This window comes from Sporolactobacillus sp. PKPK-6, assembly GCF_056678885.1.
The window spans coordinates 648,350-672,006 of the sequence record NZ_JBWXPA010000002.1 but is presented as its reverse complement, the minus strand read 5'-3'; the positions used below and the strand labels follow the sequence as shown (position 1 = coordinate 672,006).

Sequence of the window (23,657 nt, the reverse complement as noted above, 5' to 3'; positions counted from 1 at the left end):
TATTTTGCACTTGTCTTATTTTTCATGGCAAAAAGTCCAAATGTTCCTGCTAAAGACAAGGCAATGATTATCGCCGGTCTAGCCTATTTTATACTTCCGATTGATGTAGTTCCTGATTTTATCCCGGTTGCAGGTTATTCGGATGATTTAGCTGTTTTGATTTTCATCATTGGTAAAGTTGCCTATTCAATAGATGAAGACTCAAAAAACAAAGCAAAAGAAGCGCTGAAGAAATGGTTTGGCGAGGATGTGGATGTCTCAAAATTAGATGCGCTATTATAATCGTATCTTTGAATGTGACGGATCTATTTGCGGAAATTCCGGAATACTCGGAGTTATTAATGAAAGAAAAAGTCAGAACTATTTAGGACAAGCTGGACTATCTAGCGTTAGATCGGAGAAATGTATCCGATTTGAAGCAGGCGAATAAGGTTCTGCATGACATGACTAATATAGATCCTTCAGATGTTGAAGTGTATTATATCGCCCAAATAGTTAATACACGAAGAGAAAAAACGATGCACAAAATACATGATACACATCTAAGTGTTTCATGTGTTTTTTTTATTAGTGGAAAAATCCTGTTATTTCAGCTCTTTTATACGATACACAAAAATTGGCATGTAGTTTGCTTGCCTTGTAATGTAGTGTAGGTATTCTCTGAGGAGTTTCAGTCTTTTCGAGGTTTGAAACCCAAATCATCAAAACGCTGCTGTGCACTCGGAAAATGCGAACGCTCGATACACACAAGGATTACTTATTCGGCAAAAGTGAAGGGGGATATGGGGTGTTTGGTCACACAAGAAATGATGGTGAATGATCATGGCGATGGATGTTCGTTTATTACGTATTGACAGTCGTTTGTTACATGGGCAAGTGAGTACGAATTGGGCAAAAGCCATCCCGTGCATCTCCTTAAACATGAAAGTAGGTGAGAAGGTTTCAGCACAGCAAATCGATCCAGCATGTCGAGTTTATGATGATTTGATTTTTGACTAGGAAAAGATTGATATGAAAGTGCCGCCAAGACAAAACGATTATGATATTCTACTTCTTTTAAATATTAGTTGGGAAAAGGGGGAATTCGATTGCAGTCTCAAAAGCGATCGGTAAAACGTATCTTTTCTATTCTAATGACAGTGATACTTTCGGTGTCTCTTTGGGCCTTTCAAGTACCAATAGCTCATGCAAGTGGTGTGAAGAGTGATTCTAACTATAAAGGGCATAATTCTTGGAACCAGCTGACAACCTCCAACGGTCTGGCAGCTGCTATTTACTCGGTTGGTCAGGGAAAAATGACTCGTTATCAACGGCATATTTACAGCCATGTCGATGAAAACAGTACGACACCGAATTTCATGTGGGATTCTTATTTCGGTTATGGGGTGAACGGAGGCAAAGCCACCTGGTTGAACAGTGTACCTGTTGATACGGCCGAATATGTAAACGGTACCAATATTATTAAATCGACGCAACATAATGATGGCCTGAAATTTGACAGTTATTACTTCACTCCTTTTTCCGGAAAAAATCACTATCAGTCTTCTCTATTAGTGATGTTGGTGCGCGTGACCAATAATTCGAACACGGATAAAAATGTTTCTGTCTTCTCTAACCAAAATATGCATCTCGGGACAGACTATGGAACGGCAAACGAACAAACCACATACAATCAAAAAGGCAAGTACATTAAAGAATTTAACAGCAAGAATGGTAGTCTTGCGATCTATAAAAATCTGAATCTGGCGGGGGAACATTACGAAACCGGGTTAAGCGGATCGGAGAGCAATCCCTGGGCTGATGCCACAAATAACGGCAAACTGAATGATCAGATTGTCAGCCAGGGAAACGATATCACCACAGGATTTGAAAACCGGACAAATCAGCTGAGCGTCGGAAAGTCGAAATGGTACGGTGTGCTTATCGGGTTGAATGAAGATGGTAATGAAAGTCACTTAAGCAGTGATGTTCTTGCCAATGCACAGAATGCTTTAAGCAGTACTCCTGAGGCTTTGCTGAAGCAGGAAGAAGACTGGTGGACCAAGTGGCACAGAACCGAGAAAATGCCGGCGGGTCTTTCAGCACAGGAACAACAGGTATACCGGCAGTCTACGGCAGTTTTGAAGATGTCTCAAAGTCGCGAGACAGGAGCATCCTATGGACAGGTACTAGCCAGCTTAATACCAGGGGAATGGAGTATTGCCTGGGCTCGCGACGGAAATTACTCGATACAGGCACTAATTGCGTCCGGACATTATCAGGAGGCCCGTGCAGCACTTCAGTTTTTCTTTGATGCTCAGATGAAGAAGACAGAGGATGCTTCGGGAGAGAATTATTATCAAAAAAATTTCATAGAAAGTACAGATAAGGGCGCCCCAACTTATGGACTTGGTGTCAAACTAAGTAATAATTATCTGATTTCTGTATGCCGCTATTTTGGCAACGGCACGGAAGAATCAGACTGGAACAATAACGGGCCGAATATTGAATTTGACGGCTGGGGCTTGTTCTTATGGAGTGTTGATCAATATGTCCGTGCAACGGGTGATACACAATTCCTGAAAAGCAATCATCTCTCGAACTGGAACAAACTGACGAAGCAGGACGCAGACTTGCTGATTGAATTAATTCAACCGGAAAATGGTCTGATTCAGCCGGACTCCTCAATCTGGGAGGAACACTGGACCCCGTTCAACGTCTTAAAAACAGCACCATCGCGTCAACAATTCGCCTATACGAATATTACAGCATACCAAGGGTTGAAGTCAGCAGCCAACCTGGCAAAATTAATGGGTAAGGATCAGCTTGAAAAGAAATACAGTAAAGCGGCTTCTTCGATTAAAGATGCTGTCAAGAAACAGCTTGTTGTACGTGAGAACGGGTACCGTACAATCGCTTCGTCACTTGAGAGAAAAGGTGATCCGGCATATCAAAATGACGCGTCAACGGTTGAAGCGATCAACTTTGACATGGTCAACCCAAAATCAAGTCTGGCATCAGGCATGATCAAAGCGTACAACCAGAACCTGCGCATTCTAACGGGGAGCACCCCTGGGTATAAGCGGGATCAAGATGGCGACCTCTATGATTCCAGAGAATGGGGATTTATTGATTTAAGAATTGCGGGCGCCTTATCGAAAATGGGCAGAAATAGTGAGGCAAAGACACTCCTTAACTGGATGACGAGCCAAGCAACAAACAATTATAATCTGATTCCGGAATTGCTAGACTACAACACGCAGGATTATGCTGGATCCGTTCCAATGGGCGGATTCGGATCAGGTTCCTATATCCTGGGAATCAATGATTATTACCATCAACAGAAGAAGTAGAGACTAGCGTTGATGGCGTTTGCGCCCAACTTATTAAGAATGTGAAAGATAAGGCGGCATCTGTAACTCCGTGACCTTGGGCAACAAATGAAAAGATCGATGAATGGCTTTCATGGTTGTCCAGTAGTTCAGACAACAACAAAATGTTATCAAACAATCTTGAGTGTAGTCCACATCTTTAACCAGGTGTGGACTATTTGTCGCTTACATGTTATAAACACATAGATTAATCCCAATTTTTACTCTGCGAAAGATGAGTAATAATAGAAGCTCTGCACGTAGAGTAAGATCTTCCTGTTTCGCTTCTGCCCTCTGCCATATCCCTGCCAAATTCTGAACCATACTCTGGTTGACACGGGCTAACTCCAATTCATGATGACTGATTTCCCGGTCAAAAAATTGACCATGCTCAAGATTATTTCGCAACCAAAAGGCGACGATCCCGTAGGCATCCCTTTCGTAATTATCCATGTATCCCATACACACACCTCTTTTCATTATCTCACCGGATACGATTATATTCTGAGAAAATTTGAATATGCGAAGATGAAATGAGTATTTTACAATTAAATAAAAAAGAGGCTGTCCCACGAGATGCTGGTTGAAGCGGCAGTGAGCAGAATCAAACGGATACAGCCCTAAAAAAGTTGACATAATAGCTGACCACTTGAAGGCCCGAACATACATACTCTGTTATAATTACAGACAGGCAATAGATGATGCATATGAGCGGATGCGGTGACACCCTCAGAAAGGGGACACCCTCAGAAAGGGGGTGACGCCAATGACAGTATTTGAAGCGATAATACTTATGATTAGTTTCGGAGTGCTTATCTTGATGCTGTCAGACAAAAAAATAATCCGCCTCATATGCTACTCACGATAGCTTGATGGACGGATCATTTGTTAAAATGTGAAGTTAATTCATTGCATCGCTCCGCTCAACGCGGATATTGCCATGCCGTCAGTGTTCGCAGCACTGGCGGATTTATTTTGCCTTATTCTAATTTTATTATACACAGTTCGTGCGATTTAATGCAATCATTCGGTTGTTTGGAGAGTGATTAATCAAAGCGCATTATTTCATTATTTGAGCTCTTAACTAAATGAGCCATCATCAAGTATATCAGCGATCTTATTCCCCTTAACTCGCATCGTAAGCCATATTTATGAAACGTTTTGCTTTTTCCAAATCCTCATCGTTCGAAACAGTTACTTCTAAGTCACCTGTGCCGAAATGTCCAATGTTGCTCACATCACGTGTAAAGCCTACTTCTAACGTTATTTCTTTAGGATTAACTTTTAAATACACTAATAGTTTTGCGGTTTGCGGATGTATTTCAACGCATGCAAAATTTTTGATACGCTTAAAAGCAATGTAATGCTTTAATATCTTCATTTGTACGTCATCACCATGCGCCATTAAATAAGCTTTCAATGCTTCAAATCGATCGGTTAATTCTGTGTTCGCTTGTTCTAGGTAGTCAGATACAGTTTTCACCCGTTGATTATGGTTTGTAGTAGGCGAAGGAGGGGTGGCCTCTTCACTAATATGTACCGTTTGTGAAGTCGCAGCATTAACCAGATCAAGCAAAACAAAGCCATCGTTATAATGCTTATATTGATAAAGTTCAATGTTCCTATTGATTTGTTGCACGGCATGCTCATCGTACTTAGTAAAACCGCCTGCAATGCACAACAAACGTGGGCTGCTCCAATCAATCGATTCAGCAACTTGTTCACCGTATTTATGTAAAGTCATGAGTTCGAATTCAGCTTTATGGTCAAGTAACCAGTCTAAGTAAAAGAGCCCTTGATTTATTACGTTTTCATTGACGGATCGCTTATATTCAATAATTACTGGTGAATGGTTTTCATCGATGCCTAAAGTATCAATACGCCCCGCATGACGCTTTCCTGTAATGTATTCCGAAGCTAAAAAACGAACACCTAAAAAAGTTTCCAAATGGAGCTCAAATAGGTTTTGTAATGATTTTTCAATGGCAACGGATTGCCCTTCTAATTCATTTACGGTATCACCGTTTAGACTAAATAGTTTAATATCCCCCACAATACAACCCTCCCAAGTAAACAAATTATATCATGATGAATGAATGTTTTTTTTGTAATTATTGAAGGGAAATCACCATTTATTGTCGAATGTTGATCATATAATCCGATAAGATATATAGAATTTAATAACTTGGAGGGAAAGCCTGTGGATGATAACGGTGCAAGAAACTATTTAGAGATTATTGATGAAAAAAAAGCAAATAAGATTTATTCAAAGGAAAAATTTTGGCAAAAACTAGGCAGACAAGCTAAAAAAGCAGGAATTAATGTTGTATACCTGGCACTTGTCTTATTTTTCATGGCAAAAAGCCCAAATTTTCCTACTAAAGACAAGGCAATGATTATTGCCGGTTTAGCCTACTTTATACTACCGATTGACGTAGTTCCTGATTTTATCCCGGTTGCAGGATATTCGGATGATTTGGCTGTTTTGATTTTCATCATTGGTAAAGTTGCTTATTCAGTAGATGATTACTCAAAAAACAAAGCAAAAGAAGCGCTGAAAAAATGGTTTGGCGAGGATGTTGATGTCTCAAAATTAGATGCGCTATTATAATCATTTCTTTGAATTTGACAGATCTATTTGCAGAGATATTTACTTGGAGATAAGCATATAGAAAATAGCCATCTATTATAGTAGATGAACTGACCCCCAAAGGTCGAATTTTGTCGTCCAACTCTAGGGGTCAGTTCACGTCCGCTGAAATGAGCGGGGCGCGATAATGACATTCTTTCAAGCATTGACACTAATGATTAGTTTTGGAATGCTTATCTTGATGCTGTCAGACAGAAAAAAATAATCCGCCTCATATGCTACTCGCAATAGCTTGATGGACGGATCATTTGTTAAAATGTGAAGTTAATTCATTGCATCGCTCCGCTCTACGCGAATATTGCCATGCCGTCAGTGTTCATAGCACTGGCGGATTTATTTTGCCTTGATTTAATATTATTACTCAACTTTCGCAGAGTAAAAATCCGAAATAGCCCTTGATATAACGTGCTTGTAGCCTATTCATTACACTCCTTGACAAAATAGAAAGACACCTCAATTTTTGGTATAGTGATTTTGACGAAATACACTACCAAAAAGAAGAGGTGCCCTCTATATGATAGCGAAAAAAGGTCAAAATAATCAACTGCCATCAGAAATAAAAGTGAATTTTAATGAGTTGAAGATTCTAAAACATTTACGTCAGGCAGGAATTCAAAAAGCCTTCGGCTTTTCCAGTGGTTATCTTTTCCAGCTTATTTTTCGCCTGATCTTTACCCAAAGAAATTGGTATCGTTTACTGGAGAGTAATAAAGCTGATGACTTACCAGGCAAGGATGCTGTTTATCGTTTTTTAAACTACCCGAAGTTTGCCTGGCGCCGCTTCCTGACTGCATTAAGTGTATTCACAATTATGAAAGTCAGCCGTTTGACGAGCGTCTGCCACACTAAAGTACTCATTCTGGATGATTCATCTTTTTATCGCGACCGCAGTAAGCGCGTCGAACTTTTGGCTCATTGTTTTGACCATGCCAAGAGAAGACACTACAAAGGATTTCGTATGCTGACATTGGGATGGTCAGACGGATCAACGTTCCTGCCCATTGATTTTTCACTCCTTAGTTCAAGCAAAGAAAAGGCAAAAATTAACGATATCGATTCGACGATTGATAAGCGTTGTTCCGGCTATAAAAGGCGAATTGAAGCTTTACAAACAGCACCTGAACAAATACCTGGCATGGTTAAACGAGCCTTGTCGAACGGAATTGATGCGTCCTATGTTCTGATGGACAGCTGGTTTACCCAACAACCTTTGATCAAGGCTTTGACCGATCAAGGTATCGATGTTATTGGTATGGTGAAACCAACGAATCAGCGCTATCGAGTAGGCTCTCAATGGGTTGGATTAAGAACGCTGTATCGACTGTCGAAGCCCGTAACCAGTCACAAAGAAATTTTACGTTCTATTCGTACCACAATGGCTAATGGAGTCCCGGTCAAAGTTGTGTTCGTTCAAAACCGCAATAAACAAAGTGAATGGCTAGCCATCTTAAGTACCGACTGCACACTTACAGAACGGGAAATCATTCGTACGTACGGCATGAGATGGGACATTGAATTATTTTTTAAAGCAACGAAGTCATTTCTTAAGCTTCAAAAAGAGTTCCAGGGCAGATCGTACGATCTGCTGATTAGCCACACAACCATTGTCTTTACAAGGTTTATTCTTCTGTCTTGGCAAAACCGTTGCAGTACAGATAATCGAACCCTTGGTGGTATGTTTTATGAACTCTGTGACGAAATGAATGAACTGGATTGGGCTGTAGCACTGACGCAGCTCATGGATATTCTTCATGACGCCCTAACAAAAACAAAAAAATCAATCAAAAGATGGGTTACTTGTCAACTGACACAATGGATTGAGAGCTTACCCAACTATATCAAGGTTTATCTGCCCAAATTAGGGTGCGAAAGTTGAGTTATTATACACAGTTTGTGCGATTTAATGTAAGTATTTAAATCGTTATGCAGATTTACTATAAAGTGATTACCGAGAATCAGGGAGCAGTTGCTTAACTCAGTGTCCACTATGTACTGATTATCGTTTTTATGATTGCTCAATCAAGTTTCTATACCACATCATTAGTGGCCGTGCTATGCTAAATCAAGATAGTTAATTCGCTACTTCCCCACGTTGAACTCGCAAAAAAAACATACCCCATGGTAGGGTCATAGACCAAAAACAATGATTACTGGAGGTAACTCATGGCAGAAGAACAAGAGATGAAGAAAGTTCTTGAAGAAGCGTTAGAAAGTGTTCGAGACGAGTTTCATAAACTCAAGAAGGTCAATATTATGGTTGCGGGTAAAAGTGGCGTGGGGAAGTCAACGCTGATCAATGCAGTGTTCGGTGAACAAATGGCTAAAACCGGTATTGGAAAGCCCATCACAGATAAGATTCATCTGATCGAGAAGGCTGATTTTCCAGTCCGCATCTATGACACCGTGGGATTTGAACTAAATCCAGTGGCACTATGGAAGGCTACGATACATATCAAGTGGCTCATTCACCAAACCAAGAGGACACCAACCACAGAGGACGACATTCACTGTCTATGGTACTGTGTTGCAGCAAGCGGTTCGAAAATCGAGGAAAAAGAAATAAAGTTTATGAAATACTTCATGAAACACCACATTCCCGTCATCATGGTGCTGACGAAGACCTATTCAATTGAAGAGGCGGATGCACTAGCAACAGTAGCGAAACAGGATTTACCGGAGTTACGGACGGTCAAAGTATTGGCAAGTGATTCAGAGTGGGTGTCTGCCTTTGGCGTCGATGAACTCGTGAGGCAGACAGTGGAAGTATTACCGGAGACACTGCAGGATTCCTTTGCGAGTGCGCAGAAACCGGAACTGGTGATGAAACATCAGCAGGCAACGAAAGCTGTGATGAAATCAGCTGCGACAAATTTTGGAGCCGGCTTCATGCCACTATCGAATGCGCCAATCATGATTGACGTCCAACGCACAATGCTGGTGAAAATTACTTCAATCTATGAGGTTAGTTTAACCGGACATCAAGTGGAAACGGTTTTGGCAAGTGCGCTTGGCTTGTTCGGCGCAATGAAGATGGGTAAATTGGCGGCAAAAAAGCTGCTCAATTTAGTGCCTGGAATCAATTTAGTGACCAATACGGTTTCGGGAGCAATCGGCAGCGCCATCACGGGTGCTCTTGGTTTCGGCTACATCCAGTTGATGGAAATGGTGGCCGAAGGTAAGGTCAATTTGAGTGACCTTGCGCCGACTGAGCTGACGGATATATTGATCGGAATGATCAAGTCCAAAATGCCTGTAAATATAGGGAAAAGCAAAGTGTAAGAAATACGAAGACATCTGGCGACATCTCAGGGACTTGTAGGATGCCACCAGTTATTTTTTTTTACTTGAATTCGCAAAAAAAACAACCTCTATGGCAGGTCTCAATGACCGAATACTCATTGGAGGTAACAATAATGGTAGTCGTAGGATTTGGATTGATTGGTGGTGTGCTTGGACTGCTGGTAGGTGTGGTGTGGCTTGTGATTGGGCTGATCCTGCATCGACGAGTGGTAAAAGCGAACTGGCTCACCTTGGCAGGCGCGTTGGCGTTGATTGTTGTCAGCCTCAGCATAGGACTGGCGTTACCAAGCGCCGACTATACGGTTTCAGATGCAGCTGAAGGGCGTGCTTTCGTTAAGCAACTGGATGAAGGGGCGGACATTACTGACAAAACGCTGGAAGTAACCGTCGAGGAAGTCGGTTCTTCAAGCGCGATGGGCGTTGGCCTCGGTGCTCCCGGTGGCTTCTCGATTGTGTTACCTAACTCAAAAGCGACTCGGCTCATCAAGGTTGGTGATGAGGTGACGATGACATGCACTCAGGCTCGCCAGCTTTTCGGACTGTGGATCGTGACTGGACGCCTAATGGGACAGTAGTCGAGAACCGGTTCAAGTAAAAACAGGAAAATATGAAAAAACTGATCCGACCATGTGTGAAAGCACTTAGCCGGATCTTTTTTTATCGATGCCTTATCAGCGAGGTACCAAAAATGGTAAATAGATCAACGATCAGTGATTGTCTGATTAATGGTTGAACGGCAATAGCGGAATCTATATCGGTTACATCTTATTACAAATAGAACTATGAGAGGAGATATTTATGATAAAATTCTTTGTATTATATGTGCTTCTGTTTCCTATTTCAGTGCCACTTTTAATAATTAAGTGGTTGTTTGTATATGGTGGGAAGATACTTAAGTTCCTTTTGGTCTATGTGCTTTTGGGACCAATCACGATTCCACTGTACCTCATCACATGGGTGTTTAAAAGAAAATAAACTAAAAGAAAGGAAAATGAGACAAGCACATAAGAAGGGGATTGGCTATGCTTGCAGAAATTCATCATAAAATTGCTAAAAAAGATTGGCACAATAACTGACCACTTGAGGATGCGAACACACGTACTATGTTAAAATGACAACAGGCAATAGATGATGCATATGAGCGGATGCGGTGACACCCTCAGAAAGGGGGTGACGCCAATGACAGTATTTCAAGCGATAACACTTATGATTAGTTTTGGAGTGCTTATCTTGATGCTGTCAGACAGAAAGAAATAATCCGCCTCATATGCTCTTGCAGAAGCTGAGACGGATTACCGTGAACAAGTAATTCAGTTATAGGCACTGCATCCGCTCTGCGCGGATATTGTCATGCCGTCAGTGTTCGAAGCACTGGCGGATTTATTTTGCCTTGATCTACTATTATTATACACAGTTTGCAGGATTTAATGCAATCATGCGTTTTTATTGTTTGGAACGAAATTAGTCCCCAAAGTGTAGAACTTATCCTTCAAATTTATTCCAAAAGTCCTGAAATTTCTTTTTCCTCGCTAGGCAGCTCTTCAACTTCGCTTAAGTTATGCTGAATCACTCGTGTTCGAGTTGCCACTTTTTGTCCATATTGTTCGTAGCTTCTTGTAGTTTCTTTTTGGTTTTTTCAATAAATATCACCGAATTTACCAAACTCGGTTTTAACCTTACCCAGTGTTTCACAAACCTTACTTGAACCCTTCTGGATCGCTATGTACGGAATCCCATTTGAAGGCTGTTTAAAAAGGCGGCCATAGTCGTTGGACTGGTAACAGTTACTCTGTACGTATTCTGAAGAAATTCAACAAAGCCACATCATCAGTTGGGGAAAAGACCCGCATAATGCTCCTAATACCGATCCTACTTTAAGAACAATAATCAAACCACACCACTGCCATTATTGTAAAGATAACAGACGACTTAGAAGAGAGAATGATACTGTTCGATCCTTAGAAAGGGCATTACATTTGTTTCCTGCTACATTAGAAATGATATTCCATACGATCATGCCAACCCTTTCTTGAGATAAAAGGTTATTGAATAAAAAGAAAGAAGGATAAAAAGCAACAGTGATTCAGATCGGGAATTGCTGTTGTTTTTCATTATTTCTATTGGTGTTTTTGCGAATAATTCAATTTATTGAAGGAATTTTACCAGTTATTGTCGAATTATGGTTCTAAAGATACATAACAATTCAGCTTCTTTCAGCTCCCTATAAAGGCGATGATACCAATGAAAATGTACGTTGGGATTACGGACTTTGATTGGTTTAAGACTCTAAAACAAGCAAACTGTGATGAAGTGAATTTTTGGAAGCCTGGTGGGCGGACAAACTTTAAAGCTTTGAATGAAGGGGATTTGTTTTTATTCAAAACGCACAGTCCGCAGAATTATATTGTTGGTGGCGGCTTCTTCTTGAAATTTTCCATTCTCCCATCAACACTCGCCTGGGAAGCATTTGGAATCGCAAATGGTGCGAGCAGTTTGATGGCACTCAATGAACGGATTTATAAATACAGAAGAACAAACCGTTTCTCTGATCCTGATCCTCAAATTGGATGCATCATTCTCTCAATGCCCTTTTACTTTGAAGAAAAAGATTGGATTCCTCAACCCAAGGACTGGAACAGTAATATCGTTCAAGGGAAAACTTATAAAACGACTGAACCGGTCGGCCTATCATTATTCGAACAAGTACAGGATCGACTGAGAAACAGAGAAGCCCTTGAGTCGTATCTCGTCAAAGAAGATACTTTAACTAACCGGTATGGCAAGGAACAATTAATCAAACCACGTGTCGGTCAAGGCGCATTTAAAGTAATGATTGCAGATGCCTACCATAGAAGGTGTGCCATAACTGGCGAAAAAACGCTGCCGGTACTCGAGGCTGCCCATATAAAACCGTACAGCATGAATGGTCCTCATGAGATAAAAAATGGCTTGCTGCTTAGAAGTGACTTTCACACTTTATTTGACCGTGGCTATATCACCATTGATGATTCTCTAACGGTAGAAGTGAGTCATCATATTAAAGAGGACTTCGGTAATGGCAAAGAATATTATGCCTTTCATGGCAGTAAATTGGCTGTTGTGCCTGAACGCGGCGATCAGCTCCCAGATCAGCATTACTTGGAATGGCATAATGAGAACGTTTATTTGGGGTAGCAAGTACTATTCAAGAAATTAGGGGGAAGAACAACATGTCACAATTAAAAGTTGCAGATTTTTACTATGGATCCGTTCTGTCAATGCTATTTAATCAGGGTATAATGAATCCAGCGTTAATCGAAGGGAATAATGATCGGCAGGTTTATGACTTTACAACAGATTCTGGTGAATATAGATTATTTATGAAATATCGTGCAGAGCAACAGGAAACCAAAAAGCCTGATTACAATAGTTGGGTATTTAATATTACAGGGGACTATCAAGAACTTAATGCCTTTATTGAAAAAGGTAAGAATGTGGTTCTTGCTTTAGTTTGTGGATCAAAAGATTTGGCAAATAGTGAGCTCGCATTATTGAATAAAGAGAAAATTCTTCAGATTATTAATGCTGGTAAGATGTCATTTACAGTGAGCCGGAAAAAGAAAGAAAAATGTTATCGAATTCGAATAGAAGGTTCACGAGAATCGGCTTTAAAAGTGAAATATAACAGTTTTGAAGAATTATTCCATTAATTTGTAAATAGTTGGTATGCTTCGAATGAGTAAAACATCCATTTACGGATGCATTATTTGGTAATCTAGAGAAATGATATATTTGAATCTAAAGTAATAGTAAAATAATAATAAGGTATGAATGAATCTTATTGGCATTTATACTGTTTGTAAGAACATAACGAGGACTGGTCATTTTATTGGGCTCAAATTGATTATAGATTAGGAGAACGCTGCATCAATTGTTCCCAGCGCAAAATTGCTTAACAGGGATTCTCTGTGGGTACGATGCCCTGCTGAGGGAAGAAAAAATACTAAAGGTTGTAATGGAAATACATAAGGTTGATCTGTGGGGGGGGATTTTCTATGGCTGATATTAGTTCATACATAAATAAATGGGAGAATCAGCTGCTTGATTTAGGGAAAAGAAACAGACTCATTAACTATAAGGAAACAAAGCGGTCAAATATAAAAATTGTATTTCCGGAGTTGGCTGGACTATTCACTGATATTGTGAATGAGGAAAAATCGCTGAAGTTCCCTTACCCAATTTCAATCTCGACTCAAGATAAGGCGGATGATAGTGAAGAAGATCAATCTGAAGAAATACCAGATAATGGTGATATAAAGACCAATCGATTTGTAAAAGAGCAGCAGAAAACTTTGGCAAGTCTAAGAAGAAAAGCAAAGTCTGCAATTGAGGAGCAAGGTGTCAATATACTTTATCTTGCCTTTGGGTTTTTAAAGTGGACAGAAAGTATGGACTCAAATCAGGAACTTATTTCCCCTATTGTATTAGTACCGGTCAGCCTTAAATTAGATTCGATCACTTCACCTTTTGAAATGAGTCTTCATGAGGATGATATAGTAGTTAACCCTACATTGGCATATAAACTGGAGAACGACTATGGTATTCAACTTCCAGATCTTGATGAACATTCCCAAAAAATAACAGAATACCTAGATGATGTTCGAGAAACAATCAAAACAAATAATTGGGAAGTCGTTGAAGAAACTACATTAAGCTTACTGTCTTTTTTAAAAATAAATATGTACAAGGATTTGAAAGTTAATCGTGAACAAATTGAAACTCATCCAGTTATAAAAGCATTAGCAGATAATCCTGAAGATGTGCAATCTTTGCCTGAAGAGTTTAACGACTATGACCATGATCTTCATACACAACCTGCAGATTCTTTCCAAGTTGTCGATGCTGATTCAAGCCAACAGGATGCGATTTTATTTGCAAAAAAAGGAATTAGTTTTGTGCTGCAGGGTCCTCCGGGGACTGGGAAAAGCCAGACCATTACAAACATCATTTCTGAAAGTCTTGCTGCAGGAAAAAAGGTGCTTTTTGTATCTGAAAAAAGTGCGGCACTTGAAGTCGTCTACAAGCGTCTTGCAAAAGCGGAAATCGCTGATTTTTGCCTGAAATTACATAGTTATAAGGCTAATAAAAAAGAAGTCATGCAACAATTAGGAAAAACCTTAAAGATTAATAAGTTCAAAATAACTGATGAAGCGATGTATCGGTATGAGGAGTTAAAACAAAAAAGAGATGCCTTAAATGATTATGATAAAGAGCTGCATACATTGGTTCCATCATTAAATAAAACAATTTTTAAAGTAAATGGAGAGATCGCAAAATTATTAGATGTACCAGAAGTATTCTTCTCGATAACGGACGTGGAGAATACAACTCAGGATAAACTGAATCAGTATAAAATTCTATTGCACAACTTCTCAAACTTGCTAAATGAAAAAAGCAATGATTATATCTCCAATCCATGGAAGGATTGTCAGGTCGATAGCGTTACTCACGAGTTAAGGCATGACTTGGAAATGTATTTGCCACGTTTGATTTTTAAAATTCAGCAGTTATTGGGTACATTTGAACAAATTACAAATGCCTATAACATTAATCTGCCTTCTTCTATTAGTAATGCTAATCGTTTAACGGCAATTATGGATATTTCTTCCCAATCTCCTACGGTTCCTGTCTCATGGATTTATGAAGAAAATATCGAATTGCTGAGTCAACAGGCCGATCAATTTCAAGCCATGAAGGAAGAACATCAATCGCTAATGAAGGGACTAATGGAGGATTACAGTAATGAATATTTAAAGGTTGATGGCAGACAAATTAAGAAAACATTTGAAGAAAATATAAATAGTGTACGGACAGCACTGAGAGAAAATATATTTGATCAGAATGCGACAATTACTTTAGCCAAACAGTATCGTAAAGAACTAGATAAACTTTCAGAAGAAATAAATGTTGTTGAACGGGTAAAAAATATTTTTGCTGAGGAGTTTTCAATACAGGTTGAAGATAACTTAAATACATCTATTGCATTATGGCCTCTCATAGATACATTGTTATTCCAAATTCATCCAACTGAAGATTGGTTTGATAGCAGTAAGCGAACAGTTATGAAAAAACTATTGGCGGAGGCTAGAGATGTCTTTATTGACTTGAATCGATCTACAGAAAAGATTGAAAAAGATTATGAACCAGACATTTTTAAAGTTGATGCTGCTCCGATACTAAAACGGTTTAAAACAGATTATACATCATTTTTTAAAAGCTTTAAGAAACAATATCGTCAAGACAAAAAAACAGTGCAATCTTATGCGAAAAGCGTATCAGGGAAATTGAATGATTCCTCGATTATTACCGTGCTTTCTGAAGTGAAAAATATAGTAGATAAAAAAGCAATGATTAATGAGAATCAAAAAAAATGGTCTCAGACAATAGGTAAAGACTATTGTGATGATTATACAGATTGGGAGAAACTCGATCAGTCAATAGATCGTTTTGAAACAATTGTTCATTTTTTTGATGGTGCTTTATTTCCTGATAAAATAAAACAATTCCTACTTTCCGAAAAACAATATAATGAAAGCCTTCTTTCTTGCAAAAAGTTGTTTGACGTTCTAGAGAATGAAGAAAAATTACCTGAGAAAATCAGTTCACGATTAATTATGTCACTAGACCCAGGCAAACAAGAGATTGAGCAACTCAAGAAAAATATTTTCGAAGTGAGTCAATCATTGGCAAAAGTCATTGAAATTGAAAGTCAGTTGTCGAACCTTGCTAAAAAACCACTCACAATAGAGCAGTTAATTGCTGATCTTGGAAAGCTTGAACGTTTACAACAAATCGAGTCTACGATTGAGGTACAACGATCAGACCTAGAAAATAAATATCATGATCTGTTTCGTGGACTGGAAACAGACTGGGAGCATATTCATCAGTCACTGTCTTGGACCCATCGTTTTAAGGAAATACTTCAGAAGGATGCATTACCCAGTGAGTTTATTGAGAAGATTTGTACGGATCACGAAACAATTAAAGAAGCGGACGAATACAGCCACCGGCTAAAAGGACAGCTCGATGATTTGCATCAAGAATGGGAATGGTTCTTGGGTTTATTCAAAGAAGAAGTTGATTTCAATTCTCTCGATCTGCTTTCTCTACTGGAGAGAATAGAAAGCTGTCATTCAGGAATAAATTTGTTAGAAGTATGGATTGATTATAGAAAAAGCAAAGATGCGTGTGCACAAGCAGGGCTTTCCGATTTTATTGAGCAAATTGAATCACGCCCTATCCAAAAAAATGAGATAATTAGTGCTTTTCTTAAACGATTCTACAGGCTATGGCTCGATAGTGTGTTGCCTAATTATCCAGCAGTCAATGCCTTCCGTGAACGTTCTCAGGAAGAAAGAATAAACGATTTTCAAAAGTTAGATAAAATCCAATTTAACATAACGCAAAAAAGAATCCGAGCTTTTTTGGCAGGCAAACTCCCAGACTTGAACAGTATGACCGCTGCTTTTGATGAGGTCGGTATTCTAAAACGTGAGCTCAATAAGCAGCGTCGAATTATGCCATTACGAAAACTTTTTAAACGGATACCTAATTTATTGCTGACTCTAAAGCCTTGTTTGATGATGTCGCCTCTATCTGTCAGTCTTTTTTTGGACGCCGAAGACTATAAATTCGATCTCGTTGTTTTTGACGAAGCCTCCCAAGTATGTACAGAAAATGCGATAGGAGCTATTTTACGGGGGGCTCAAGTGGTCATTGCTGGTGACAGCAAACAATTGCCGCCAACCAATTTCTTTGGTTCTACAACAGAGGGAGACTTTGATATGGATGAAGCAGATGACTCTGAAACTGATAACGAAGCCTTTGAATCGGTGCTTGATCAAGCAGTTAGTGTTCTTCCTGAACGCACATTAAAATGGCATTATAGAAGCAGAAGTGAACAACTCATTGCGTTTTCTAACAGAAAAATATATAACAGCAATTTAATCACATTCCCATCCAGCTCGGAGACGGATAATGATTTTGGCGTCGAGTATGTTTACGTTCCGAACGGTACCTATGATCGAGGCGGGAAAAAGAACAACGTTACAGAGGCCCAGAAAGTCGCGGAATTAGTCTTCGATCACTTTACAAAATATCCGAGTCGGACTCTAGGGGTTGTATCATTTAGTGAGGCTCAACAACAAGCTATTGAAGGGGCTATAAATAAATTAAGAAAGCAGAAACAAAGGTTTGAGACCTTCTTTAATGAAGATCGCGAAGATGCTTTCTTTATTAAAAATCTTGAAAATGTTCAAGGCGATGAAAGAGATACAATAATCTTTAGTATCGGCTATGCTAAAGATCCCAATGGAACTATGTATATGAACTTTGGACCATTAAGCAGGGATGGCGGATACAGGCGTTTAAACGTTGCTATTACTCGGGCGAAATACAATGTAAAATTAGTAGGATCCATACAGCCAGAAGATATTAATCTAGAGAAAACGAACTCAGAAGGCGTGAAGATGCTTCGTTCCTATATTGACTACGCGAAGAATGGTGTGGATGTGCTACAAAAAGAGCTACATTATTCAAATGAAAGGAACACGGAGTCGCCTTTCGAAGATTCCGTATACGATTTTTTAATAAAAAACGGCTATAAAGTTCAAACTCGGGTTGGCTGCTCCGGATTCCGAATTGATCTTGCTATTGAGTCATCAACAAAAGAAGGACACTTTGTTTTAGGAATAGAATGTGACGGAGCCACGTATCATTCTGCACGAACAGCGAGGGAACGTGATCGACTTCGTCAGACAATCTTAGAAGATATGGGCTGGACAATTTATCGAATATGGTCCACTGATTGGATAAAAGATGAAAAAAACGAAGGGAAAATGCTATTAGATGCTGTCCAAGCAGCAATTGTCTTAGATGAATCTGAAGAGGACAATAAGTTGGGTATTAGTCCTGACATTAATAGTACAGATTTTTCTGATATTAATCCGGACTATGTGAAAGCGATTGATGAAAAGGTATTAGATGATTCAGAGAGTCCATATGGGTTTGTTTATTATGAAGAAGCAGAGTTAGATGATCTTAAGTTTAACTATCTTACAGAAATGATTCTCCACGTTGTTTCAATAGAATGCCCTATTCACTTGGAACTACTGTCAAAACGATTGTTACCATTCTTTAAACAACAAAGAGTAACAAAACGTGTAAGAGAAATCGTTCAACAGTCAACCGTCCAATATTTGTCCGATAAAATCGATATTAGAAATGATTTCTTTTGGATAAAAAACAAGACAGAAGCTACTGCTCGAAAACCAGCATCTGATCAAGAGATAAGACCGATTCAATACATCAGCCCTGAAGAAATAGCCAATGCCATGCTTAAAATAATCAAAAATAGCTTCGGTATTGATGAAAGTAACCTCATTTCAATAACAGCAAGAGAATTTGGCTTTAGCAGAACAGGAAATAACATCATGCGGGTGATGCAAGAGGTTTATCAAGATTTATTGAGTTCTGATAAAATAAAGAGTAATAATGATAAACTAACCATTAATAAATAAGTCTATTTGTTAAGTAAATACAGTGGGGGGCGATTAAGTGACACAATTAGAGTATTCCGCTAGTTTAACCGGGGCCTCCTTTTTGTTATTTGAATTGAAAAAGGTGCTGAAACTTAGGCAAGATGGTTTATCGAATCAGGAAATTAGAAAAAAAGTAATAGCTGAAAACCTATTTCAATTTGGTCATAAGTCGAGTGCCATTCGAGCGTTACCTTCAATCTTAAGAAGAATGGAACCCCTTGATGACACACTTATCGCTCTAATATTAGATGGAACGATAGATATGGGAAAAGTCTTGAATCTGTATGCCATAATGAAAACGGATCTTCTTTTTTATGAGTTTATGGATGAAGTTATTGGAGAGAAACTACACAATAACGATTATCTGATTGAGAAGAAGGATATCAGTCTTTTCTTCACAGCAAAAGCAGAGCAGAGTGATAAAGTGGCAAGCTGGAGTGACGGAAGTATTGAAAAGCTAAAAAGAGTATTTCTGTTATTATTGTACGAAAGTGGTATGGTACGTAATCGCAAGGGAAACGAATTGAGTCGATTGGTTATCGATGAACAAATAACCAATCATCTAAATCAAATAGGTGATGCCCGATATCTTCATGCGATGGGTGAGTAGAGGTGATCATGTTTGAATAAATTAAGGGCAAGAACAGATAAAATTATTAATAAAATTAAGGAAGATCAATTCATTAAAGGGCATGGCCTTGGCAACGAAATCAGCTTTTACATCTTTGATTATGATCCTGAGCAGGAGTTATACATACGGGATTACGTTGAACACATCAAAAAAGAATTTGACTATGAAGGATCGAATCGAAGGATTATTGAATTTGATTTATATAAAATGCTGATTAGTATAGCCAAGGAGAAGAAAATCTTCGATCGTATTTTTGAAATGGAAGAGCGTCAAGGAAAGGATCAGTTATTTAAGGCACTCACAAATTTTGCAAAGCCAGAAGTATTCTTAAAAAAAATTGTGGATCAGTTGGGTAACCATAATATTGTCTTCTTAACAGGAATAGGAAAGGTTTATCCTTTCGTTCGCTCGCACAATATATTAAACAACTTGCAAGAAGTATTGGATAAAGTACCGGTCATTATGTTTTTCCCAGGAAAATATGATGGTCAATCTTTACAGTTATTTGGCAAATTTAAAGATGATAATTATTACCGTGCCTTTCGGTTGATTGATGATAAAGATATGGGGGATACATATGAACATTAAGAGCATGTTTCAGAAAGATATTGAACGTGATATTCATGGTGTCATCAAAGTTGCTCAACGAGATGAAGATAATATTTATCAGGAATTAGATGAGTATGTCGTCACACGTGAATTACAGAAACATTTCTCAAAATTCTATGAGAATTATCAAAAAGGAATTGACGGTGTCACCGATAAAATGGGTGTCTGGATATCGGGATTCTTTGGTTCTGGTAAATCTCATTTTCTTAAAATCCTTGCATATTTGCTAGAAAACAAAGAGGTTAAAGGCAAGCATGCGATCGACTTCTTTAAAGACAAAGTGCAGGATCCACTCGTTTATGCCAACATGCAACGTACGGATAAAGTAAATACGGAAGTTATCCTATTCAATGTAGATTCCAAAAGCTCTCTTGACAATAAGTCTAAGGAAGATGCAATACTTCGTGTCTTTATGAAGGTATTTTATGAACATCGCGGTTACTATGGAGATATTCCTGGAGTAGCAGAGATGGAGAAATATCTTGACAAGCAAGGCGTCTATGAATCATTTAAAAATGAATTTAAGGCATTAGCGGGTGAATCATGGGAAGAACGTCGGAACAGTTTTTATTTTGATGGAGATTATGTGATTGGAGCGTTAACGGAAGTCACGGATATGACTGAAGAAACAGCTCGTAATTGGTTTGAGAACGGTGTTAATAATTTTGAAATAAGCATTGAAAAATTCGCTAAGGATGTTAGTGATTATATAAATGAGAAAGGTAAGAATTTTCATCTTATCTTTCTTGTTGATGAAATCGGTCAATATATTGGCGACGATCGAAATTTGATGCTCAATTTACAAACTGTCGCCGAAGATTTGGGCACTCATTGCCGTGGAAAAGTTTGGATTATGGTAACGTCTCAAGAGAGTATTGACAGTATTATCAAGGTAAAGGGAAATGATTTTTCACGAATCCAAGGTAGGTTTGATACAAGACTCTCTTTATCGTCAATCTCTGTTGACGAAGTCATTAAAAAGCGGATTCTTCAAAAACAAGATTATGCCAACGATAGATTACGGCTTCTCTATCCTGAAAAAAGTGCGATCTTAAAGAATCTGATTAGCTTCCGTGAGAGTACAGCGGATCTGCGTGGCTTTAGCAATGAGCAAGAATTTGCTGATGTATATCCTTTCCTTCCTTATCAGTTCAAATTACTTCAGAACGTATTTGAACAAGTACGAAAACATGGTTCTTCTGGAAAACATTTGTCTGAAGGGGAACGCTCCATGCTGTCTGCATTTAAAGAAGCAGCCGTTTACTATAAAGATGAAGAAGAAGGCGTCTTAATTCCTTTTTATGCCTTCTACGACACCATAAAAGAATTTTTGAGCCCGACCATCTCAAGAGTTATTGAAGGAGCTTATGAAAATCCGGCTTTAGAAGATAATGAACTGAATATGCAGCTTTTAAAAGTACTCTTTATGATTAAATATGTTAAAGAATTACCGACCAATCTTGATAATATTGCGACACTAATGATCACGCAGATTGATGAAGATAAACTGCAGCTGAAAGAAAAAATTAAGATATCGCTTAGAAAACTTATTTCTCAAACATTGGTTCAGAAGAACGGTGACAATTATCTCTTTCTGACCGATGATGAGCAGGATATTAACCGGGAAATCAAACAAGTTACTATTGATGAGGATCTCATCAAACGGGAACTGGCCAACTATATTTTTCAAGATCTTTATGATGAAAAACGATATAAATACTCCTCTGACTACTCATTTGCTTACAATCAGAAGATGGATGAAAAAAATTATGGCAATCAGACAGCCAATATCGGTATGCTCATTCTCTCGCCACTTTCAGACCATTACGATAAATCCGAACAAGAATTAATGATGATGACTTCAGGAAGTGGCGAAATGCTAATCAAGCTAGGCGGAAATGATTCTTATATTGAAGAAATGAGTGAGGCCCTTAAAATCGAGGAATTTAGGAAAAAGAGGAATGTCAATCAACTCCCTGAAAACATTCAAAATATTCTTAATAGTAAACAAGCTGAAGTTCGTGAACGGAAGAGGCGAGTTCGTGAATTATTAGAAGAAGCGATAAAAGACAGTACTTTCTTTATTAATGGAACGAAAGCAGATATTAAGGGTGCAACGATTCGGGAAAGAATCAACGCAGGTTTTTCACAATTAGTGGATAATGTCTATACGAAACTAGGTTATATCAAAGAGCATTTAGATGACGGGCGAGATCTCATCTCTATTTTAAAATCAAATAATGAACAAGTATCCTTTGATGCAACAGATACGAATGAACTGGCGAAACGAGAAGTAGCTGAATTTATCAATCTTCAAGATCAATTGAAAAATCAGGTTCGAGTGAAGATTTTGTATGACCGTTTTAATAACAAGCCTTATGGATGGCGGGAACTGGATATTGCCGGGTTGATTGCCCAACTATTAAAAGATCAGCGTATTCGGATTCGCTACAAAGCAGAGAATTTAGAATCGGAAGGTAATATAAATACACTTGTAACAATTTTCTCCAAAGCGTCTGAAGCAGATTCTGCTATTGTGTTAAAACGGGTTAAAGTTGATGAAAAACTGATACGAACGGCAAAAAGGATATGCAAAGATGTTTTCAATAAAACAGATTTGGCTGATGATGAAGATGGCTTGTTAAATGGTATTAAAGAACTTATTAAAAATCAAATTAAAGACATCAAGAAATATAAAGATCGATACAACGAAAAAAAATATCCTGGAATGAGCTTGTTGGATAAAGGATTTGAATATTTCCAGCAATTTGACAGCAGCTTGGATAATGTTTCTTACTTAAATAAACTTATGAAACTAGAAGATAGCCTTATAGACTGGGAAGAAGATATTACTTATGTGAAAAGCTTCTTCAATACAGATCAAAAGCAAATTTTTGAAGACGGGTTGGCGGCTTTAAAAAAATATGAGGATAATAAGGAATATCTGTTTGAAGAGACCATTGAGGCGACAGCAAGGCAACTTCGATCAATTGTGAATAATCCGATTCCGTATAGAAAGATAAAAGATATTCCAGAACTCATTCATACGATGAAGGAACAATTCAATGCCGTATTAAACGAGAAAAAGGAAAATACCCGTACAAAAATAAAAACAGATCGCGATTATCTGTCGCTATTAACTTCGCAATACGGTGTTTCCAAGAATACAAAAGTCAAGATCGAAAATTATTATCAGAACTTAAGTAAAAATGTAGATACCTTTAAGGATATTTATAAAGCGGATGCAATTTTTTCCCAAAGCAATAGTTTTAAGGAAAAAATGGAATGGGCGATTAAAAGAGAAATCGAGGAATGGCAACGGAGAAAAGCTGATGAAGAAAGAAAACAACCAGGCGGCCTTGTTATTGAACCTACAACTCCGCCTATTCAAAAGCAAACACAATGTGTGAAGGTGGCAACACTGGTTCCCGTGACGACGCTAAAAAATGAAGATGATGTCGATGCCTATGTTAATAAACTATCCAGTGAATTGAAGGAAATAATAAAGAAAAATAAGCAAATCGAAATTATTGACTAAA

17 protein-coding genes are annotated in these 23,657 nt (G+C 38.4%); 15 read left to right on the top strand and 2 right to left on the bottom strand.

Annotation, left to right across the window (positions count from 1 at the left end):
• The first annotated feature begins 24 nt into the window (after positions 1-24).
• The 3 genes from AC1MBV_RS14015 (at position 25) to AC1MBV_RS14005 (ending at position 3,332) form a co-directional block, all read left to right on the top strand.
• Entirely contained in the window at positions 25-282 is a 258-nt protein-coding gene (locus AC1MBV_RS14015; RefSeq protein WP_255749192.1) for a YkvA family protein, read from the top strand.
• Between the two features lie 534 nt (positions 283-816).
• Entirely contained in the window at positions 817-999 is a 183-nt protein-coding gene (locus AC1MBV_RS14010) for a PTS sugar transporter subunit IIB (protein WP_480948553.1), read from the top strand.
• 134 nt (positions 1,000-1,133) lie between these two features.
• Positions 1,134-3,332, top strand: a complete 2,199-nt coding sequence (locus AC1MBV_RS14005; protein WP_480948552.1) for a glycoside hydrolase family 15 protein — start codon at positions 1,134-1,136, stop codon at positions 3,330-3,332.
• A gap of 204 nt (positions 3,333-3,536) precedes the next feature.
• Here AC1MBV_RS14005 and AC1MBV_RS14000 read toward each other — a convergent pair whose 3' ends face one another.
• Together AC1MBV_RS14000 and AC1MBV_RS13995 are read right to left on the bottom strand one after the other, a co-directional pair.
• The gene (locus AC1MBV_RS14000; protein WP_480948551.1) at positions 3,537-3,803 is read right to left on the bottom strand and encodes a hypothetical protein; all 267 of its coding nucleotides are present in this window, start codon (positions 3,801-3,803) and stop codon (positions 3,537-3,539) included.
• Between the two features lie 673 nt (positions 3,804-4,476).
• Positions 4,477-5,403, bottom strand: coding sequence for a DUF5655 domain-containing protein (locus tag AC1MBV_RS13995; protein WP_480948550.1), 927 nt, complete (start codon positions 5,401-5,403; stop codon positions 4,477-4,479).
• A 147-nt stretch (positions 5,404-5,550) separates the two neighbouring features.
• On the opposite strand from AC1MBV_RS13995, the gene AC1MBV_RS13990 reads away from it, so the two are divergent.
• From AC1MBV_RS13990 to brxC, 12 genes are all read left to right on the top strand, one after another.
• Complete coding sequence (locus AC1MBV_RS13990; RefSeq protein ID WP_480948549.1) at positions 5,551-5,961, top strand: YkvA family protein; 411 nt, start codon at positions 5,551-5,553, stop codon at positions 5,959-5,961.
• 166 nt (positions 5,962-6,127) lie between these two features.
• Entirely contained in the window at positions 6,128-6,205 is a 78-nt protein-coding gene (locus tag AC1MBV_RS13985; protein ID WP_480948786.1) for a putative holin-like toxin, read from the top strand.
• Positions 6,206-6,514: 309 nt separating this feature from the next.
• Positions 6,515-7,876 (top strand): IS4 family transposase, encoded by a 1,362-nt coding sequence (locus AC1MBV_RS13980; RefSeq protein ID WP_480947869.1) that lies wholly within the window; start codon positions 6,515-6,517, stop codon positions 7,874-7,876.
• Positions 7,877-8,163: 287 nt separating this feature from the next.
• On the top strand, positions 8,164-9,279 hold the full coding sequence (locus AC1MBV_RS13975; protein ID WP_480948548.1) for a GTPase: 1,116 nt from the start codon (positions 8,164-8,166) through the stop codon (positions 9,277-9,279).
• Positions 9,280-9,413: 134 nt separating this feature from the next.
• Positions 9,414-9,875: a hypothetical protein gene (locus AC1MBV_RS13970; RefSeq protein ID WP_480948547.1), complete on the top strand. Its 462-nt coding sequence runs from the start codon at positions 9,414-9,416 to the stop codon at positions 9,873-9,875.
• Positions 9,876-10,428: 553 nt separating this feature from the next.
• The gene (locus AC1MBV_RS13965; RefSeq protein WP_480948546.1) at positions 10,429-10,557 is read left to right on the top strand and encodes a putative holin-like toxin; all 129 of its coding nucleotides are present in this window, start codon (positions 10,429-10,431) and stop codon (positions 10,555-10,557) included.
• Positions 10,558-11,541: 984 nt separating this feature from the next.
• Positions 11,542-12,474 carry an HNH endonuclease gene (locus AC1MBV_RS13960; RefSeq protein WP_480948545.1) on the top strand — a complete coding sequence of 311 codons (933 nt, stop codon included), beginning with the start codon at positions 11,542-11,544 and terminating at the stop codon, positions 12,472-12,474.
• A gap of 35 nt (positions 12,475-12,509) precedes the next feature.
• Positions 12,510-12,989, top strand: coding sequence for a hypothetical protein (locus AC1MBV_RS13955; protein WP_480948544.1), 480 nt, complete (start codon positions 12,510-12,512; stop codon positions 12,987-12,989).
• Between the two features lie 345 nt (positions 12,990-13,334).
• Positions 13,335-18,857 carry a DUF3320 domain-containing protein gene (locus tag AC1MBV_RS13950; protein WP_480948543.1) on the top strand — a complete coding sequence of 1,841 codons (5,523 nt, stop codon included), beginning with the start codon at positions 13,335-13,337 and terminating at the stop codon, positions 18,855-18,857.
• Between the two features lie 37 nt (positions 18,858-18,894).
• Positions 18,895-19,488 carry a DUF1819 family protein gene (locus AC1MBV_RS13945; protein ID WP_480948542.1) on the top strand — a complete coding sequence of 198 codons (594 nt, stop codon included), beginning with the start codon at positions 18,895-18,897 and terminating at the stop codon, positions 19,486-19,488.
• Positions 19,489-19,500: 12 nt separating this feature from the next.
• Positions 19,501-20,097 carry a DUF1788 domain-containing protein gene (locus AC1MBV_RS13940; RefSeq protein ID WP_480948541.1) on the top strand — a complete coding sequence of 199 codons (597 nt, stop codon included), beginning with the start codon at positions 19,501-19,503 and terminating at the stop codon, positions 20,095-20,097.
• Positions 20,087-23,656, top strand: coding sequence for a BREX system P-loop protein BrxC (gene brxC / locus AC1MBV_RS13935; protein WP_480948540.1), 3,570 nt, complete (start codon positions 20,087-20,089; stop codon positions 23,654-23,656). The genes AC1MBV_RS13940 and brxC overlap by 11 nt, the downstream gene beginning before the upstream one ends.
• The last annotated feature ends 1 nt before the right edge of the window (position 23,657 follow it).

Excerpts from the sequence above, each read along its gene's own strand:
- AC1MBV_RS13965 (WP_480948546.1), top strand. The coding sequence starts at position 10,429 with ATGATGCATATGAGCGGATGCGGTGACACCCTCAGAAAGGGGGTGACG.
- AC1MBV_RS13950 (WP_480948543.1), top strand. The coding sequence starts at position 13,335 with ATGGCTGATATTAGTTCATACATAAATAAATGGGAGAATCAGCTGCTT.
- AC1MBV_RS13970 (WP_480948547.1), top strand. The coding sequence starts at position 9,414 with ATGGTAGTCGTAGGATTTGGATTGATTGGTGGTGTGCTTGGACTGCTG.
- AC1MBV_RS14010 (WP_480948553.1), top strand. The coding sequence starts at position 817 with ATGATCATGGCGATGGATGTTCGTTTATTACGTATTGACAGTCGTTTG.
- AC1MBV_RS14005 (WP_480948552.1), top strand. The coding sequence starts at position 1,134 with ATGACAGTGATACTTTCGGTGTCTCTTTGGGCCTTTCAAGTACCAATA.
- AC1MBV_RS13955 (WP_480948544.1), top strand. The coding sequence starts at position 12,510 with ATGTCACAATTAAAAGTTGCAGATTTTTACTATGGATCCGTTCTGTCA.
- AC1MBV_RS14000 (WP_480948551.1), bottom strand. The coding sequence starts at position 3,803 with ATGGATAATTACGAAAGGGATGCCTACGGGATCGTCGCCTTTTGGTTG.
- brxC (WP_480948540.1), top strand. The coding sequence starts at position 20,087 with ATGAACATTAAGAGCATGTTTCAGAAAGATATTGAACGTGATATTCAT.
- AC1MBV_RS13980 (WP_480947869.1), top strand. The coding sequence starts at position 6,515 with ATGATAGCGAAAAAAGGTCAAAATAATCAACTGCCATCAGAAATAAAA.
- AC1MBV_RS14015 (WP_255749192.1), top strand. The coding sequence starts at position 25 with ATGGCAAAAAGTCCAAATGTTCCTGCTAAAGACAAGGCAATGATTATC.
- AC1MBV_RS13975 (WP_480948548.1), top strand. The coding sequence starts at position 8,164 with ATGGCAGAAGAACAAGAGATGAAGAAAGTTCTTGAAGAAGCGTTAGAA.
- AC1MBV_RS13985 (WP_480948786.1), top strand. The coding sequence starts at position 6,128 with ATGACATTCTTTCAAGCATTGACACTAATGATTAGTTTTGGAATGCTT.
- AC1MBV_RS13960 (WP_480948545.1), top strand. The coding sequence starts at position 11,542 with ATGAAAATGTACGTTGGGATTACGGACTTTGATTGGTTTAAGACTCTA.